We start from the raw sequence: 13,701 nt of genomic DNA, 5'->3' as shown, positions 1-13,701 counted from the left end.
AACGTACAAAGGCAGCCTGAAATCTAAAATGAGACAGCAACGGCTTGTTGTTAAATGGCGTATTTAAAAGAGTTTGAAACCTTTGCAAAATCCCTAACAGCAGCCTGAAACACAAGAAATGCCGTCATTCCCGCGCAGGCGGGAATCTTGTTTAATATTCAAAAATTTCCTTAAAAACAATTTATTGCGCAAATTTAACCAAGATTCCTGCCTGCGCGGGAATGACGGAGAATTGACTATTTCTTGTTGTGTTTTGGGTTTTGCAATGGTTTCAGGCTGCCTAAATAGGCTTGGGCAGCCTGAAACACAAAACCCGATAAGCGTGTTATCGGGCAGGGATTTAATCGGCAAATTGTTTTTTCAAGCGTTCGCGGCGTTCTTGCGCTTCTACGGATAGCGTGGCGGTGGGGCGGGCGAGCAGGCGTTTTAAGCCGATGGGTTCGCCTGTGTCGTGGCAGAAGCCGTATTCGCCTTCGTCAATGGCGCGGATGGCAGCTTGGATTTTGGCAAGCAGTTTGCGTTCGCGGTCGCGGGCGCGCAGTTCCAGTGCGTATTCTTCTTCTTGGCTGGCGCGGTCGGCAGGGTCGGCAGCGGATGCGGTGTCGTGTTGCATACGGTCGGTGGTGGCATCGGCTTTGTTGATGATTTCGTCTTGTTGCTTGGTGAGCAGATTGCGGAAAAATTCTAGATGCTGCGCGTTCATGTAATCATCTTCTGGGCCGTCCCATGCGATGATGTCTTTTTCGGTGAGCTTTGCCATATTTTTAACCTTATATTCGTAAAGCGGTGAATTTTGAAGCGGCGGATAATATCATGTTTTCTGCATGGCGGTTTGGTTTTTGATGGTTTTGCCTTGTATAATGTGTTTTTTTGCGACTTATGTGTTTTCAGGCTGCCTAAACGGCTTTTTTGTGTTTTTTCGGAGCATTTATGATGTTTAAACGATGTGTCTTGTTGGTAATTTTGGCTTGGGCTGCACCTGCGATGGCGGAGGATTTGCATTACAACGTGGTGGCGTTTTCGGAAAGTGCGAGCGTGCGCGTGCCCAACGATACGATGTCGGTTACGCTGCGGGTGGTGGAATCGGGGGCTGCGCGCGAGACGGTGAGCAATAAGGTTACCAAGCGGGTGAATGCGGTATTGGCGCGGGCAAAGGGCAATCGGGCGTTTGAAGTGGAATCAGGCAGCCGCAGCGTTTATCCCGAATACGATGCGAAGCGCACGGGGATTAAGGGCTGGACGGATTCGGCGGAGATTTTTGTAAAAAGCACTGATTTTGCGGCGTTGAGCAAGCTGGTGGCGGATAGTCAGCAGGATGCGATGTTGGGCGATGTGTCGTTTAGCGTGTCGCCGAAAAAATATGCAGCGGCGGTGGACGAGGCAAGCGAGCAGGCGTTGCGTTCGTTTCGTGCGCAGGCGTTGAATGTGAGCAAAACGCTGGGTTTTTCGGGCTACAAAATTGTGCGCGTGGAATTGAATCAGTCGTTTGAAAACGGGGACAATGGCGCGGAGGTGATGCCGATGGCGGCAAGTTTTGCGCGTAGTGCCAAAGCGATGGAGGCTGTGCCAATGGATATGAATGCGGGCGTGCGGACGGTGCGACAAACGGCGCATGGTTCGGTGCAGATGCAGTAAGAACCAGTATCCACTATTTTCAGGCTGCCTTGCTTTGATAAGGCAGCCTGAAAATATATTTGCAGCAGGCAAAACAAAAACGACGCTGAATCAACAAGCGTCGTTTTATAAGTGGCGGAGTAAGAGGGATTCGAACCCTCGATGCAGGTTTAAGCCCACATGCACCCTTAGCAGGGGTGTGCCTTCAGCCTCTCAGCCATTACTCCGAAAAGGAAAGATGGCGATGATATAGATGCGGTGGTGTTTTGTCAATCTTGGTAAAGATGGTTTGGGGGATTGGTTTGTTTTTATTGTAGAAATTTTCGCATCAGCATACAGCGGGTGGCGACGCTTTGGTTGAACGGCATAATGGCTTCGCCAAGGGCTTCGTAGCCGTTGAGCGCGTAGAAATTGACGGAGTTCATGGAAGCGTAGAGTTTGAGCACGCTTAAATTGGCGGCGATGCTGAGTTTTTCGGCGCGTTGGAGCATGGCTGTGCCTAAGCCGTTGTTTTGCAAGAAGGGGTGGACATAGAGCGCGTCTAGCAGGGCTTCTTGGGTGTCCAGCAAAAAGAAACCGCTAAGGCGGTTTTTGTATTCAATTACCCACATGGTTTTGTGGGGGTTATCCAGCGCGGCGGCGTATCCATTGGGGTTGAGCTGGCTGAGCCATGCGTCTAGGATTTCTTGGTTGTAGCTTTTGATGCAGGTGTGGCGCACGGATAGGCGGTGCAGCTCGTAGATGGCGTTGCAGTCTTCGTGTTTGGCGGGGCGCAGGTGGGCGATGAGTGGGTTCATGGTGGTGTTGGGTGGAATAGGGCAGCCTGAAAATGGGTTTTGTTACGGATGATGCGGGTAACTATATCATTAAATCGCTTGGATTTTGTTTTCAGGCTGCCTAATCAATACACAAAACAGGCATCTATGCGCAAGACGCCTGCTGGGCGGTTTAGCGTTTGGTTTTTAGGTTGAGCCAAAGATGGGTTTGCAGTTTGATGGTTTCGGGGGTTTTGGGCAGCACAATAAAGCTGTTGGCTCGGGTTTCTGCGCTGGGGAAAATGGATGGGTTGTCGGCGAGCGTTTTGTCCATCAGGTCGCGCGCGCCTTGGCTGGCAGGGGCGTAGGTTACAAAATTGCCGTTTTGGGCGGCGACTTTGGCTTCCAGCGTGTAGTTGATGTATTTATGCGCGTTGGCGATGTTTTTGGCATCTTTGGGAATCATAAACGAATCCACCCAAATGCCTACGCCTGTTTTGGGGGTGAGCACTTGAATGTCGTTGTTGCCGATTTCGGCGGCGCGGCGTTTGGCGATGTTTAAATCGCCGCCGTAGCCAATGGCAACGCATAAATTGCCTTGTGCTAGGTTGTTGATGTAGCTGGATGAGCTGAATAATCGCACGTCGCCCCGCACTTTGCGCATGGCGGCGGTGGCGGCTTCTAGGTCGGCTTTGTCGTTGCTGTTGGGGTCTTTGCCGATGTATTTGAGCACAAGGGGGAATTGTTCGGTGGGGCTGTCAAAAAAGCTGATGCCGCAATGTTTGAGCTTTTTGGTGTATTCGGGGTTGAAGACCAAATCCCATTCGTTGGCGGGCAGTTGGTCTGTGCCTAGGGCTTTGGCGACGAGTTTTTTGTTGATGGCTAGGGTGTTGATGCCCCAAAAATAGGGCACGGCGTATTTATTGCCTGCGTCCACTAGCGCCATGAGTTTGAGTAGCTCGGGGTCTATGTTGTTGTAGTTGGGGATTTGGCTTTTGTCTATTTCTTGGTATGCGCCTGCTTTGATTTGTCGCGCCACGTTGGCGATGGATGGCACCACAAGGTCAAAGCCTGATTTGCCTGTTAAAACTTTGGCTTCTAATGCTTCGTTGCTGTCATAAAACGCTTGGGTTACGGCAACTGAATTGTTTTTTTCAAATTGGGCGATGGTGTCGGGGTCGGTGTAGTCTGACCAAATATACAAGTTCAGTTGGCTGGCGGCAGCGTTGTTTTTTTGCGCGGATTCGGATGAGACAGCAGCCGATTGGTCTTGGTTATCCGAACCGCTACACGCACCCAAAAATAGGGCGGCGAGTGTGCTGATAAGCAGGGTTTTGTTCATGGTGATTCCAAATAAAAAGGGCGTGATTTCCATCACGCCTAGGGTCAATAAAAGGCTTGAAAAAGCAGGTGCGATTAAACGAAAAAATAAGGAGCAACGCAAGCGGTTTTTCGCGCAAACGGTAATTATTTTAGAGCAGCGAACCAAGCCCACAAAGCAACCGCTTTCGGGTACAATTCGCCCCCATTCTATTTGCTATTTTTATTACCATTTTCAGGCTGCCCCAGTCGCAAAAGGCAGCCTGAAAACCATTTCCCAAGAGATAAACCATGCTAACCAAAGACCAATTCGCCGATAACCACTTTATCCGCACGCTAATTGAAGACGACCTGAAAACAGGCAAACACACCGCCATTCAAACCCGCTTTCCGCCCGAGCCCAACGGCTATCTGCACATCGGGCACGCCAAATCCATCTGCCTGAATTTCGGGCTGGCGTATATCTATGACGGGCAATGCAACCTGCGCTTTGACGACACCAACCCCGAAAAAGAAAGCGACGAATACGTCAATTCCATCAAAGAAGACGTTGAATGGCTGGGCTTTCATTGGGCGGGCGAACCGCGTTTCGCGTCCAACTATTTTGACCAACTGTTTGACTACGCCGTGGGTTTAATCAAAGACGGCAAAGCCTATGTGGACGATTTAACGCCTGAGCAAATGCGCGAATATCGCGGCACGCTTACCGAAGCGGGCAAAAACAGCCCCTACCGCGAGCGCAGCGTGGAAGAAAACCTTGATTTGTTTTATAAAATGCGCGACGGCGCGTTCCCAGACGGCAGCAAAACCCTGCGCCTGAAAATTGACATGGCATCGGGCAACGTAAACATGCGCGACCCCGTCATCTACCGCATTCGCCGCGCCCACCACCACAACACAGGCGACAAATGGTGCATCTACCCGATGTACGACTACACCCACTGCATTTCCGATGCCATCGAAGGTATCACCCACTCGCTGTGCACGCTGGAATTTGAGGCGCACCGCCCGCTGTATGATTGGGTGTTGGACAACATTCCCGCGCCGCACGCCACGCGCCCGCATCAATACGAGTTCTCGCGCTTGGAATTGCTGTATTCCATCACATCAAAACGCAAACTGAATCAACTGGTTACCGATGGCTATGTGAGCGGCTGGAACGACCCGCGTATGCCCACCATTTCGGGTATGCGCCGCCGTGGCTACACGCCCGAGGGCTTGCGCCTGTTTGCCAAACGCGCGGGCATTTCCAAATCGGAAAATGTGGTGGACATGAGCGTGTTGGAGGGCGCAATCCGCGAAGAATTGGAAAACACCGCGCCGCGCCTGATGGCAGTGCTAAACCCGCTGAAAGTTACGCTGACCAATTATCAAGACGGCGTTACCCAAAGCCGCACCGCCGCGTTCCACCCGAATAACCCCGAATTTGGCGAGCGCGATGTGCCGATTAGCGCAACGATTTACATTGAGCAAGACGATTTTGCCGAAGTGCCGCCCAAAGGCTGGAAGCGTTTGACGCTGGGTGGCGAAGTGCGGCTGCGCCACAGCTATGTGATGCGCTGCGATGAAGTGGTGAAAAACGAGCGCGGCGAGATTGTGGAACTGAAATGCAGCCTTGACCACGACACGCTGGGCAAAAACCCCGAAGGGCGCAAGGTGAAAGGCGTGATTCATTGGGTGTCCGCCCAGCACGCGGCGCAAATCAACGTACGCCTGTATGACCGCTTGTTTACGGTGGAACGCCCCGATGCGGTGCGCGGCGAAGACGGCGAGTATTTGCCGCTTACCGATTTTCTCAACCCCAACTCGGTGCAAGAAATCACCGCCTACGCCGAAAGCATTGCCGCCGATTTGCCACCCGAAAGCCGCTGGCAGTTTGAACGCTTGGGCTATTTTGTTACCGACCGCTTTGACCATCAGCAAGGCAAGCCTGTGTTTAACCGCACGGTTACGTTGAAAGATACTTGGCAGGCGAAATAGGGTTTTCAGGCTGCCTATTGATATTCGCATCAAGGCAGCCTGAAAATGCGTTTTTGCCGCTCCATTGCTTGCCATAAGCCAAAATAAAAACGGTATGAGTAAAGGTGTGTTGCTTTGCCGCGCACCGTTTAGCCCTATTTCACGGCGTGCAAACACGTTCACACACAACGCACTATTCCGCTATATAGGATTAGCGGGTGGTGTCCTAAAAAGTATGCTGCACTGCTGTCCCCTCTCCCGCTGGCGGGGGAGGGTTAGGGTGGGGTGGGGTGGCTGTTCAAACCTACCTCCCCCATCCTAGCCTTCCCCCGCCAGCGGGGGAAGGAACAGATTGCAGAATTTCTAACCAATACTGCTTTCTATCAACAATAATTAAGCCAGCATACTTTTTAGGACACCACCAGATTAGCGTTTTACAGCTTTTCAGGCTGCCTATTCATCTTTACCCCAAGGCAGCCTGAAAACGAGCAAAGCAAGTTTCAGCGAAGCTAAAACACCCCATCCCCCCTTTCAGGCTGCCCCAATCCCATCCCTCACCCACCCCAAAATGCTCTCCATCCCACTCATCAACCACATCCTATCCCACAACCCCCAAGTCTGCGCCCAACTCGCAGGCTACAACGGCATCGCCATCACCCTGCAAACAGGCAGCCTGAAAATCATCGGGCGCATCAACGCCCAAGGCACGCTAGACCCCACGCAGCAAGCCCCAAGCTGCACGCTTATCCTACACAACGATGCCCTGCCCAACATCCTGCGCGGCACCATGCCCCATTTCAGCGACCTTGCCATAGAAGGCGATGCCACCATCGGCATGAACCTGATGCTCTGTTGCAGCCAACTGCGCTACACGCCGCAGCAAGACTTGCAACGCATCTTTGGCGAAGACCAAGCCCACGCGCTCGCGCAAAAAGCCCAGCAAATCGGGCAAACCCTGCAAAACATCGGGCAGTTTCTCCGTTTTAACTCCGTTGAAACCTTCGGTTTTCAGGCTGCCGCAGATAGCCCGAGCAGCCCAATCAATCAAGAACAATACAACCAACTCACCCAGCAGCTTAACGACTGCCAACAACAGCTTGGCAAACTGCAACGCCAAATAGAGCATACCAACCGCCGCCTAGACAACCTAGAACGCAAAATGCGCGATTACGATGTGGATTAGCCCTAAGACAGCCTGAAACTTTTGCAAAACCCCAGCAGCAGCCTGAAAGTAAGAAATGCCGTCATTCCCGCGCAGGCGGGAATCTTGTTTAATGTTAAAAAATTGTCGTAAAAACAATCTGTTGTTTTAACTCAATCAAGATTTCCGCCTGCGCGGGAATGACGGAGAATTTACTATTTCTTGCTTCATTTTAAATTTTGCAAAGGTTTCAGGCAGCCTGAAACCATCATCCCTTTACACCATAAAACGCGCCTTTTCCACCATTTTCCCCAACAAGATGTCCCTATTATCCGCATCTTGTTTTTTTGTTTTTGGAGCCCCCCATGCACACACAAAACCTAATCATCGGCTTTGGCAAAGCAGGAAAAACGCTGGCCGCCGATTTAGCCCAACACGGGCAAAGCGTTGTTTTAGTAGAACAAGACGAGCAAATGTACGGCGGAACGTGCATCAACATCGGCTGCATCCCCAGCAAAAAACTGCTGGCAGAAGGCGCGAAGCACCACGATTTTCAGGCTGCCATGCAAGCCAAAAACACGCTGATTCCCAAGCTACGCGCCGCCAATTTCGCCAAGCTAGACAACATGGCAAACGTGCAAATCATCCACGCCCAAGCCCAGTTTCAAGACGAGCACAATGTAATACTGCGCAGCGCAGCAGGCGAGCAAACCATCCACGCCGAGCGCATTTTCATCAACACAGGCGCAGCGTCCAACCCGCTCAACATCGCAGGCGCAAACAGCCCGCGCGTGTATTACAGCAGCGAAATACTGTCGCTTGCCCAACGCCCCGCGCGGCTGGTGATTATTGGCGGTGGCTATATTTCGCTAGAATTTGCCTTTATGTATCAACAATTTGGCAGCCAAGTAACCATTTTGGACAACAGCCCCGTTTTCCTGCCGCGCGAAGACCGCGACATCGCCGAAGAAATGCTGCGCGTGTTAAACAGCCGTCAAATCAACGTGTTGCCAAGCGTTCAAACCACCGCCTTTGTGGAGCAGGGCGACAGCGTGCTGGTGCAAACCAACCAAGGCGACTTTGCCGCCGATGCCGTGTTGGTGGCGATTGGACGGCATCCCAACACCGCCGCGCTCGCGCTGGAAAACGCAGGCATCGCCACCACCGAACGCGGCTTTATCGCCACCGATGAACAATGCCGCGTGCTGGGCAAAGCGCATATTTGGGCGATGGGCGACGTGGCGGGCAGCCCCATGTTTACCTACATTTCGCTGGACGATTACCGCATCGTGCGTGACCAACTGCTCGGCAACGGCACGCGCCGCCGCAGCGACCGCGCCACCTTCCCCACCACCACTTTCACCGAGCCGCCGCTTTCGCACATCGGCTTAACCGAAACCGCCGCCGCGCAATCGGGGTGCAGCTACAAAGTGCTGAAACTGAAAGCCGAAGCCATTCCCAAAGCCAAAATCTTGGGGCAAACCGATGGCTTGCTCAAAGCCATTGTGGACAGCGAAAGCGATGAAATTTTAGGCGTAACCCTGTTTTGCGCCGAATCGCAGGAGCTGATTAACCTGTTCAAAATGGCGATGGATAACCGCATCCCCGCCCGATACCTGAAAAACCAAATCTTCACCCATCCCACCATCGCCGAAGGGCTGAATGATTTATTTGCGGCAGCCTGAAAATAAATAACGGCACAGTTTGCCCACCCCCAAGGCAGCCTGAAACGAGTATTAGTCCGTTTCAGGCTGCCTTTTGCATGGTTCTCAGGTATCATTGCATGGCTTGCCATCGCGCATTGATGCAGCCTGAAACAGGAGAAAGCCATGCCCAAACCCCAGCCGATTGTTGTCCATTATCATCGCGCCAATCTGCCCTTGCTTGGGTTGGCATTCCTAGCGATGGCAGGCATATTTATCGTGCAAGCATGGAAGTAAACCGAGATGCTTTACGCCATACCGTTTTGGATAATGGCAGCGTTATTCATCGTTATGAGTGCGCCGTTTATCGTCCGCGAGATGTGCCGTCCCGCGCAAAATGAAATTTTGATTGTGAACGAACGCGGCATTTGCTACCGCCACCCATCTGCCAATGTGGGGTTTATCGCATGGCGCGATATTGCTGGCATAGATGTTCATCATAATGGCAAATATTGGCTTCTGCGCCTGTATCTGCGCGACAATGCTCCCTATCTGGCAAAATTAAACCCGATTAACCGATTATTTGCCCACTTTTATCAGCTTCAATTCAACACGCCATTTTGCGTATTTCCTTTTCGGCATCATATTGATGTGAATGTGCACGAATTATTAACAGAAATAGAACGCGAATACGGCAACCATTACCACCCCACTCCGCCCATTCAGGCAGCCTGAAACCCTTTTCCCAACCCCTTGCAAAGGACTTTTATCATGTCATTTCTCAAACTCACCGACCAAAACGTCAACGGCAAAACCGTGTTAATCCGCGCTGATTTAAACGTGCCCTTTAAAGACGGCAAAATCAGCGACGACACCCGCATTCGCGCTTCGCTGCCGTCCATTCAATATTGCTTGGATAACGGCGCAGCGGTGATTGTGATGACGCATTTGGGTCGCCCCACCGAAGGCGAATTCCACGCCGAAGACGATGTTGGCCCCGTTGCCGCGCATTTGGGGCGATTATTAGACCGCGACATCACCGTGCTCAATAATTGGCGCGAGCGCAAACCCAGCCTGAAAGCGGGCGAAGTGGCGTTGCTGCAAAACGTGCGCGTGAATAAAGGCGAAAAGAAAAACGACCCCGAGCTGGGCAAAGCCTACGCCGCTTTGTGCGATATTTTTGTGAACGATGCCTTTGGCACCGCGCACCGCGCCCAAGCATCTACCGAAGCCGTTGCCGCCGCTGCGCCGCTGTCGTGCGCGGGCATTTTGATGACGGCGGAATTGGACGCGCTGGGCAAAGCCTTGAAAACTCCCGCCCGCCCGCTGGTGGCGATTGTGGCGGGCAGCAAAGTGTCCACCAAGCTCACCATTTTGAACAGCTTGGCAGATAAAGTGGAGCATTTGATTGTGGGCGGCGGCATCGCCAACACCTTCTTGCTGGCGCAAGGCAAAGCCATTGGCAAATCGCTTGCCGAGCCTGATTTGGTGGACGAAGCGAAAAAAATCATCGCCAAAATGCAAGCCAAAGGCGGCGTTGTGCCCTTGCCTGTGGACGTGGTTACCGCCAAAGAATTTGCCGAAAGTGCGGCGGCGGAGCATAAATCGGTGGACGATGTGGCAGCAGACGATATGATTTTGGACATCGGCAAACAATCTGCCGCCCAACTTGCCGATATTTTGAAAAACGCGGGCACGATTGTGTGGAACGGCCCTGTGGGCGTGTTTGAATTTGCCCAATTTGCGGGCGGTACGGAAGCAGTGGCACGGGCGATTGCCGAAAGCGCGGGCTTCTCCATTGCGGGCGGCGGCGACACGCTGGCGGCGATTGCCAAGTTTGGCATCACCGAGCAAATCGGCTACATCTCCACAGGCGGTGGCGCGTTTTTGGAATTTTTGGAAGGCAAGGAATTGCCAGCGGTGGCGGTGTTGGAGCGGTTCGCCAAATAATATGAACTAGCTGGTTAGGGCAGCCTGAAATGACCTTTTTTTGTTTTCAGGCTGCCTTTGTGTGTTCGCATAACGACCCAAGGTAACTTGCGTAGCGCAGCGAAGTTGCGAAGCTAAAACCCAGCCAACCCCATCCCCACGAAAGCCCGCCATGCCCACGCCTTTAGGTTCAGGCTGTTGTTGGGGGGGCAAAGGCAGCCTGAAAAGCGTGGCAAAGCGTTTTCAGGCTGCCTTTTTGTGGTGGGGCAGGGGATGTTGATGGATTTCAGGCTGCCGCCCATTACTCGGTGCAAATCGCTTGCTTGGGCACGCGCGCCATGTTCCAGTTTGCCACTGCCCAAGCCAGTATGTCGCGCGGTTGGTTGACGGCGGGGGCGGGCGGGATGTTGAGATAGGCGCACACTTGGCGCAGCAGGGTTTCTTTTGTGGCTAAATCCAGCGCGGGGGCGAGCGTTTGTTTGCTCCATTTTTGCCTGTGGGCGTTCACCAGCAGGGGCAGATGGGCGTAGTGCGGCGTGGGGGCGTTAAGGCAGCGTTGCAGGTAGATTTGGCGCGGGGTGGAAACCAGCAGGTCTTGCCCGCGCACAATATGGGTGATGCCTTGCGCGGCATCGTCCACCACCACGGCGAGTTGATACGCCCAATGTCCATCGGCGCGCAGCAGTACAAAATCGCCGATGTCGTGGGCGAGATTTTGCGCGTAATGCCCGACGATGGCATCGGTAAAGGCGATGGTTTCATCGGGTACGATGATGCGCCATGCGGGGGTTTTGTTATCATGGTTAGGCAGCCTGAAAGCGGGGGTGGGGCGACACGCGCCGTTGTACACAAAGCCATCCACGCCCATTTGGGCGGCGGCGTGCCAATCTTTGCGGCTGCAATAGCAGGGATACGCCAAGCCTGCGCTTTTCAGGCTGCCTAATGCGGCGCGGTAGAGCGCGTGGCGTTGGCTTTGGTAGGCAACTGCGCCGTCCCATTCAAAGCCGAATTGTTCTAGTGTAAACAAGATGTTGTCTGCTGCGCCTGCCATTTCGCGCGGGGGGTCTAGGTCTTCCATGCGCAGCAGCCATTGCCCGCCGTGGGCGCGTGCGTCGGCATAGGATGCAACGGCGGTGAGCAATGAGCCTATGTGTAACAAGCCTGTGGGGCTGGGGGCGAAGCGTCCGATGTAGTGGGGCATAAAGGCAGCCTGAAAAAGGGGGAAAGGGCGGATTATACGGGGTTTGGATTGTTCCAACGAAACGCGCTGCGCTCGTTTTGGCTTCATCCAAACGCATTAAAGCGTTTTGGCTTCATCCAAACGCAAAAGCGTTTTGGCTTCGCCGAAACTCGCTGCACTCGTTTTCAGGCTGCCTTAGGTGTAGTAATATCGCGCCCGCCAACTCCCAAACGTGTTTTAGTCAGGCAGCCTGAAAAGCCAGTTTGCAAATCCATCATTCTATCCATCTCCCCCAAAGGCACGCCCAAAATGCTACTCGCCCTATCCCTGCAAAACTTCGTCATCGTAGAAAAACTCAACCTAAACTTCCAAAACGGCTTCACCGTGCTCACAGGCGAAACAGGCGCGGGCAAATCCATCACGCTGGATGCCATCGCCCTATTGCTCGGCGACAAAGCCGATTACAGCCAAATCCGCACAGGCGCAAACGAAGCCCAGCTTTCCGCCCTGTTTGACATCAGTGAACACCCCGCCCTGCAAGCCGAATTGCGCGAACAAGGCCTGCTGGATGACGACAGCAGCGAACTCGCCATCCGCCGCACCATAGACATCAAAGGCAAAAGCCGCAGCTACATCAACAACCAAGCCGCCACGCTAGCCCAGCTCAAACACATCGGTTCGCAGCTCATAGACATCCATGGGCAAAACGCCCACCAATCGCTCAACCAAGAAGCCGCGCAACGGCAACTGCTGGATGCCTTTTCAGGCAGCCTGAAACTGGTGGAACAAACCCAAGCCGCCTACCAAGCATGGCAAGCCGCCCAACGCGCCCTAAGTGAAGCCCAAACCCAAGCCGAAAACATCGCCATAGAACGCGAACGGCTAGAATGGCAATACAACGAACTAGACCAACTCGCCCCCGAAGCAGGCGAATGGGAAAGCCTAAACCAAAGCCACGACAGCCTAGCCAACGCCGCCGAGCTACTGCAAGCCGCCAGCGAAGTGCAAGACTATATAGACAGCGACAACGGCATCGCCCGCCAAATCAGCCGCAGCCAACGCACGTTGAGCAAACTCGCCCATATAGAACCCCGCTTTGCCGAAAGCCTAGAAATGCTAGACAGCATAGAAGCCGAATTAAGCGAAATCAGCCACAACCTAGGCGACGTGCTCAGCGACATAGAAATCAACCCCAACGAATTGCACGCCAAAGAAGAACGCATCGGCGAACTCATCAGCATCGCCCGCAAATACCGCATAGAACCCGAAGAGCTGCCCAACAAGCTCGCCGAAATTCAGGCTGCCTTGCAACAGCTAGAAGCCGCCGCCGACATCGCCGCCCTGCAAAAAAACGTCGCCCAAACGCAAGCAGACTATATGCAAGTGGCGCAACAGCTATCCAGTGCACGCCACCAAGCCGCCAGCCAACTTGCCGCCGAAACCACCGCCCATATGCAAACACTCGCCATGCAAGGCGCAAAATTCCACATAGAACTGCAACCGAGCAGCCCCACCGCCCACGGGCTAGAACACATCCAATACCAAGTCGCCGCCAACAAAGGCACACCGCTGCGCCCGCTCAACAAAGTCGCATCAGGTGGCGAACTCGCCCGCATCAGCCTATCCATCCAAGTGGTAACCAGCCAATACACCCAAGTGCCCACCCTGATTTTTGACGAAGTGGACACCGGCATCGGCGGCGGCGTAGCCGAAACCGTAGGACGCGCCCTGCGCACGCTGGGCAAACAACACCAAGTGCTCGCCATCACCCACCTGCCCCAAGTCGCCGCCTGCGGCGAACACCATTGGCAAGTCGCCAAACACAGCGACGGCGAACAAACCATCAGCCAAATCAGCGTGCTAGACAACACCACCCGCGTCAACGAAATCGCCCGCATGCTCGGCGGCGAAAAAATCACCGACACCACGCGGCAACACGCAGCGGAGATGTTGGCAAATGCCACGAAATAAGAACCCATGTTTAGAACCTGTATTCACTATTTTCATAGGCATCTTTAATACCGGCGTAAGTAACAAAATGGAGGCTGTCGTTACGGTTTTATTGAGAAGTAGTCCTTAATAAACCTAACCTTGCCTTCCTTGCGCATCCCCTGATGACACCTCAAAAGCCGTTTCATGTCCGAGAATGTGCCGTCCAAG

Annotated in this window: 14 protein-coding genes and 1 tRNA gene; 8 read left to right on the top strand and 7 right to left on the bottom strand. The window is 53.4% G+C overall.

Annotation, left to right across the window (positions count from 1 at the left end; all coding sequences use genetic code 11):
* Nucleotides 1-93: 93 nt before the first annotated feature.
* Both Q4A85_RS06535 and dksA read right to left on the bottom strand, forming a co-directional pair.
* Entirely contained in the window at nt 94-351 is a 258-nt protein-coding gene (locus Q4A85_RS06535) for a hypothetical protein (RefSeq protein WP_303108721.1), read from the bottom strand.
* Complete coding sequence (gene dksA / locus Q4A85_RS06530; protein ID WP_303108719.1) at nt 341-760, bottom strand: RNA polymerase-binding protein DksA; 420 nt, start codon at nt 758-760, stop codon at nt 341-343. Before dksA ends, Q4A85_RS06535 begins: the two co-directional genes overlap by 11 nt.
* Nucleotides 761-933: 173 nt before the next feature.
* On the opposite strand from dksA, the gene Q4A85_RS06525 reads away from it, so the two are divergent.
* Nucleotides 934-1,635 carry an SIMPL domain-containing protein gene (locus Q4A85_RS06525; protein WP_303108716.1) on the top strand — a complete coding sequence of 234 codons (702 nt, stop codon included), beginning with the start codon at nt 934-936 and terminating at the stop codon, nt 1,633-1,635.
* Between the two features lie 112 nt (nt 1,636-1,747).
* Here Q4A85_RS06525 and Q4A85_RS06520 read toward each other — a convergent pair.
* From Q4A85_RS06520 to Q4A85_RS06510, 3 genes are all read right to left on the bottom strand, one after another.
* Nucleotides 1,748-1,841 (bottom strand) — tRNA-Ser (locus Q4A85_RS06520).
* Between the two features lie 81 nt (nt 1,842-1,922).
* Complete coding sequence (locus Q4A85_RS06515; RefSeq protein ID WP_303108714.1) at nt 1,923-2,411, bottom strand: GNAT family N-acetyltransferase; 489 nt, start codon at nt 2,409-2,411, stop codon at nt 1,923-1,925.
* A 151-nt stretch (nt 2,412-2,562) separates the two neighbouring features.
* Nucleotides 2,563-3,711 (bottom strand): polyamine ABC transporter substrate-binding protein, encoded by a 1,149-nt coding sequence (locus tag Q4A85_RS06510; RefSeq protein ID WP_303108713.1) that lies wholly within the window; start codon nt 3,709-3,711, stop codon nt 2,563-2,565.
* Nucleotides 3,712-3,733: 22 nt separating this feature from the next.
* On the opposite strand from Q4A85_RS06510, the gene Q4A85_RS06505 reads away from it, so the two are divergent.
* The 6 genes from Q4A85_RS06505 (at nt 3,734) to Q4A85_RS06480 (ending at nt 10,382) form a co-directional block, all read left to right on the top strand.
* Entirely contained in the window at nt 3,734-4,009 is a 276-nt protein-coding gene (locus Q4A85_RS06505) for a hypothetical protein (RefSeq protein ID WP_303108712.1), read from the top strand.
* Nucleotides 3,981-5,669, top strand: coding sequence for a glutamine--tRNA ligase/YqeY domain fusion protein (locus tag Q4A85_RS06500; protein WP_303108710.1), 1,689 nt, complete (start codon nt 3,981-3,983; stop codon nt 5,667-5,669). Before Q4A85_RS06505 ends, Q4A85_RS06500 begins: the two co-directional genes overlap by 29 nt.
* Before the next feature lie 547 nt (nt 5,670-6,216).
* Nucleotides 6,217-6,831 (top strand): hypothetical protein, encoded by a 615-nt coding sequence (locus tag Q4A85_RS06495; RefSeq protein ID WP_303108708.1) that lies wholly within the window; start codon nt 6,217-6,219, stop codon nt 6,829-6,831.
* Nucleotides 6,832-7,154: 323 nt separating this feature from the next.
* Nucleotides 7,155-8,474: an FAD-dependent oxidoreductase gene (locus tag Q4A85_RS06490; protein ID WP_303108706.1), complete on the top strand. Its 1,320-nt coding sequence runs from the start codon at nt 7,155-7,157 to the stop codon at nt 8,472-8,474.
* 261 nt (nt 8,475-8,735) lie between these two features.
* Nucleotides 8,736-9,167, top strand: coding sequence for a hypothetical protein (locus tag Q4A85_RS06485; protein ID WP_303108705.1), 432 nt, complete (start codon nt 8,736-8,738; stop codon nt 9,165-9,167).
* Nucleotides 9,168-9,203: 36 nt separating this feature from the next.
* Nucleotides 9,204-10,382, top strand: a complete 1,179-nt coding sequence (locus tag Q4A85_RS06480; RefSeq protein ID WP_303108704.1) for a phosphoglycerate kinase — start codon at nt 9,204-9,206, stop codon at nt 10,380-10,382.
* A gap of 113 nt (nt 10,383-10,495) precedes the next feature.
* Here Q4A85_RS06480 and Q4A85_RS06475 read toward each other — a convergent pair whose 3' ends face one another.
* Nucleotides 10,496-10,675, bottom strand: coding sequence for a hypothetical protein (locus tag Q4A85_RS06475; RefSeq protein ID WP_303108702.1), 180 nt, complete (start codon nt 10,673-10,675; stop codon nt 10,496-10,498).
* Nucleotides 10,663-11,562 carry a tRNA glutamyl-Q(34) synthetase GluQRS gene (gluQRS, locus tag Q4A85_RS06470; protein ID WP_303108700.1) on the bottom strand — a complete coding sequence of 300 codons (900 nt, stop codon included), beginning with the start codon at nt 11,560-11,562 and terminating at the stop codon, nt 10,663-10,665. The genes Q4A85_RS06475 and gluQRS overlap by 13 nt, the downstream gene beginning before the upstream one ends.
* A 288-nt stretch (nt 11,563-11,850) precedes the next feature.
* On the opposite strand from gluQRS, the gene recN reads away from it, so the two are divergent.
* Entirely contained in the window at nt 11,851-13,512 is a 1,662-nt protein-coding gene (recN, locus tag Q4A85_RS06465) for a DNA repair protein RecN (RefSeq protein ID WP_303108799.1), read from the top strand.
* Nucleotides 13,513-13,701 lie beyond the last annotated feature (189 nt).

Source organism: Kingella sp. (in: b-proteobacteria) (assembly GCF_030527935.1).
Classification (GTDB): domain Bacteria; phylum Pseudomonadota; class Gammaproteobacteria; order Burkholderiales; family Neisseriaceae; genus Kingella_B.
Note: the sequence above shows the minus strand (reverse complement) of the source record. Positions and strands in the feature narration are given on the sequence as shown.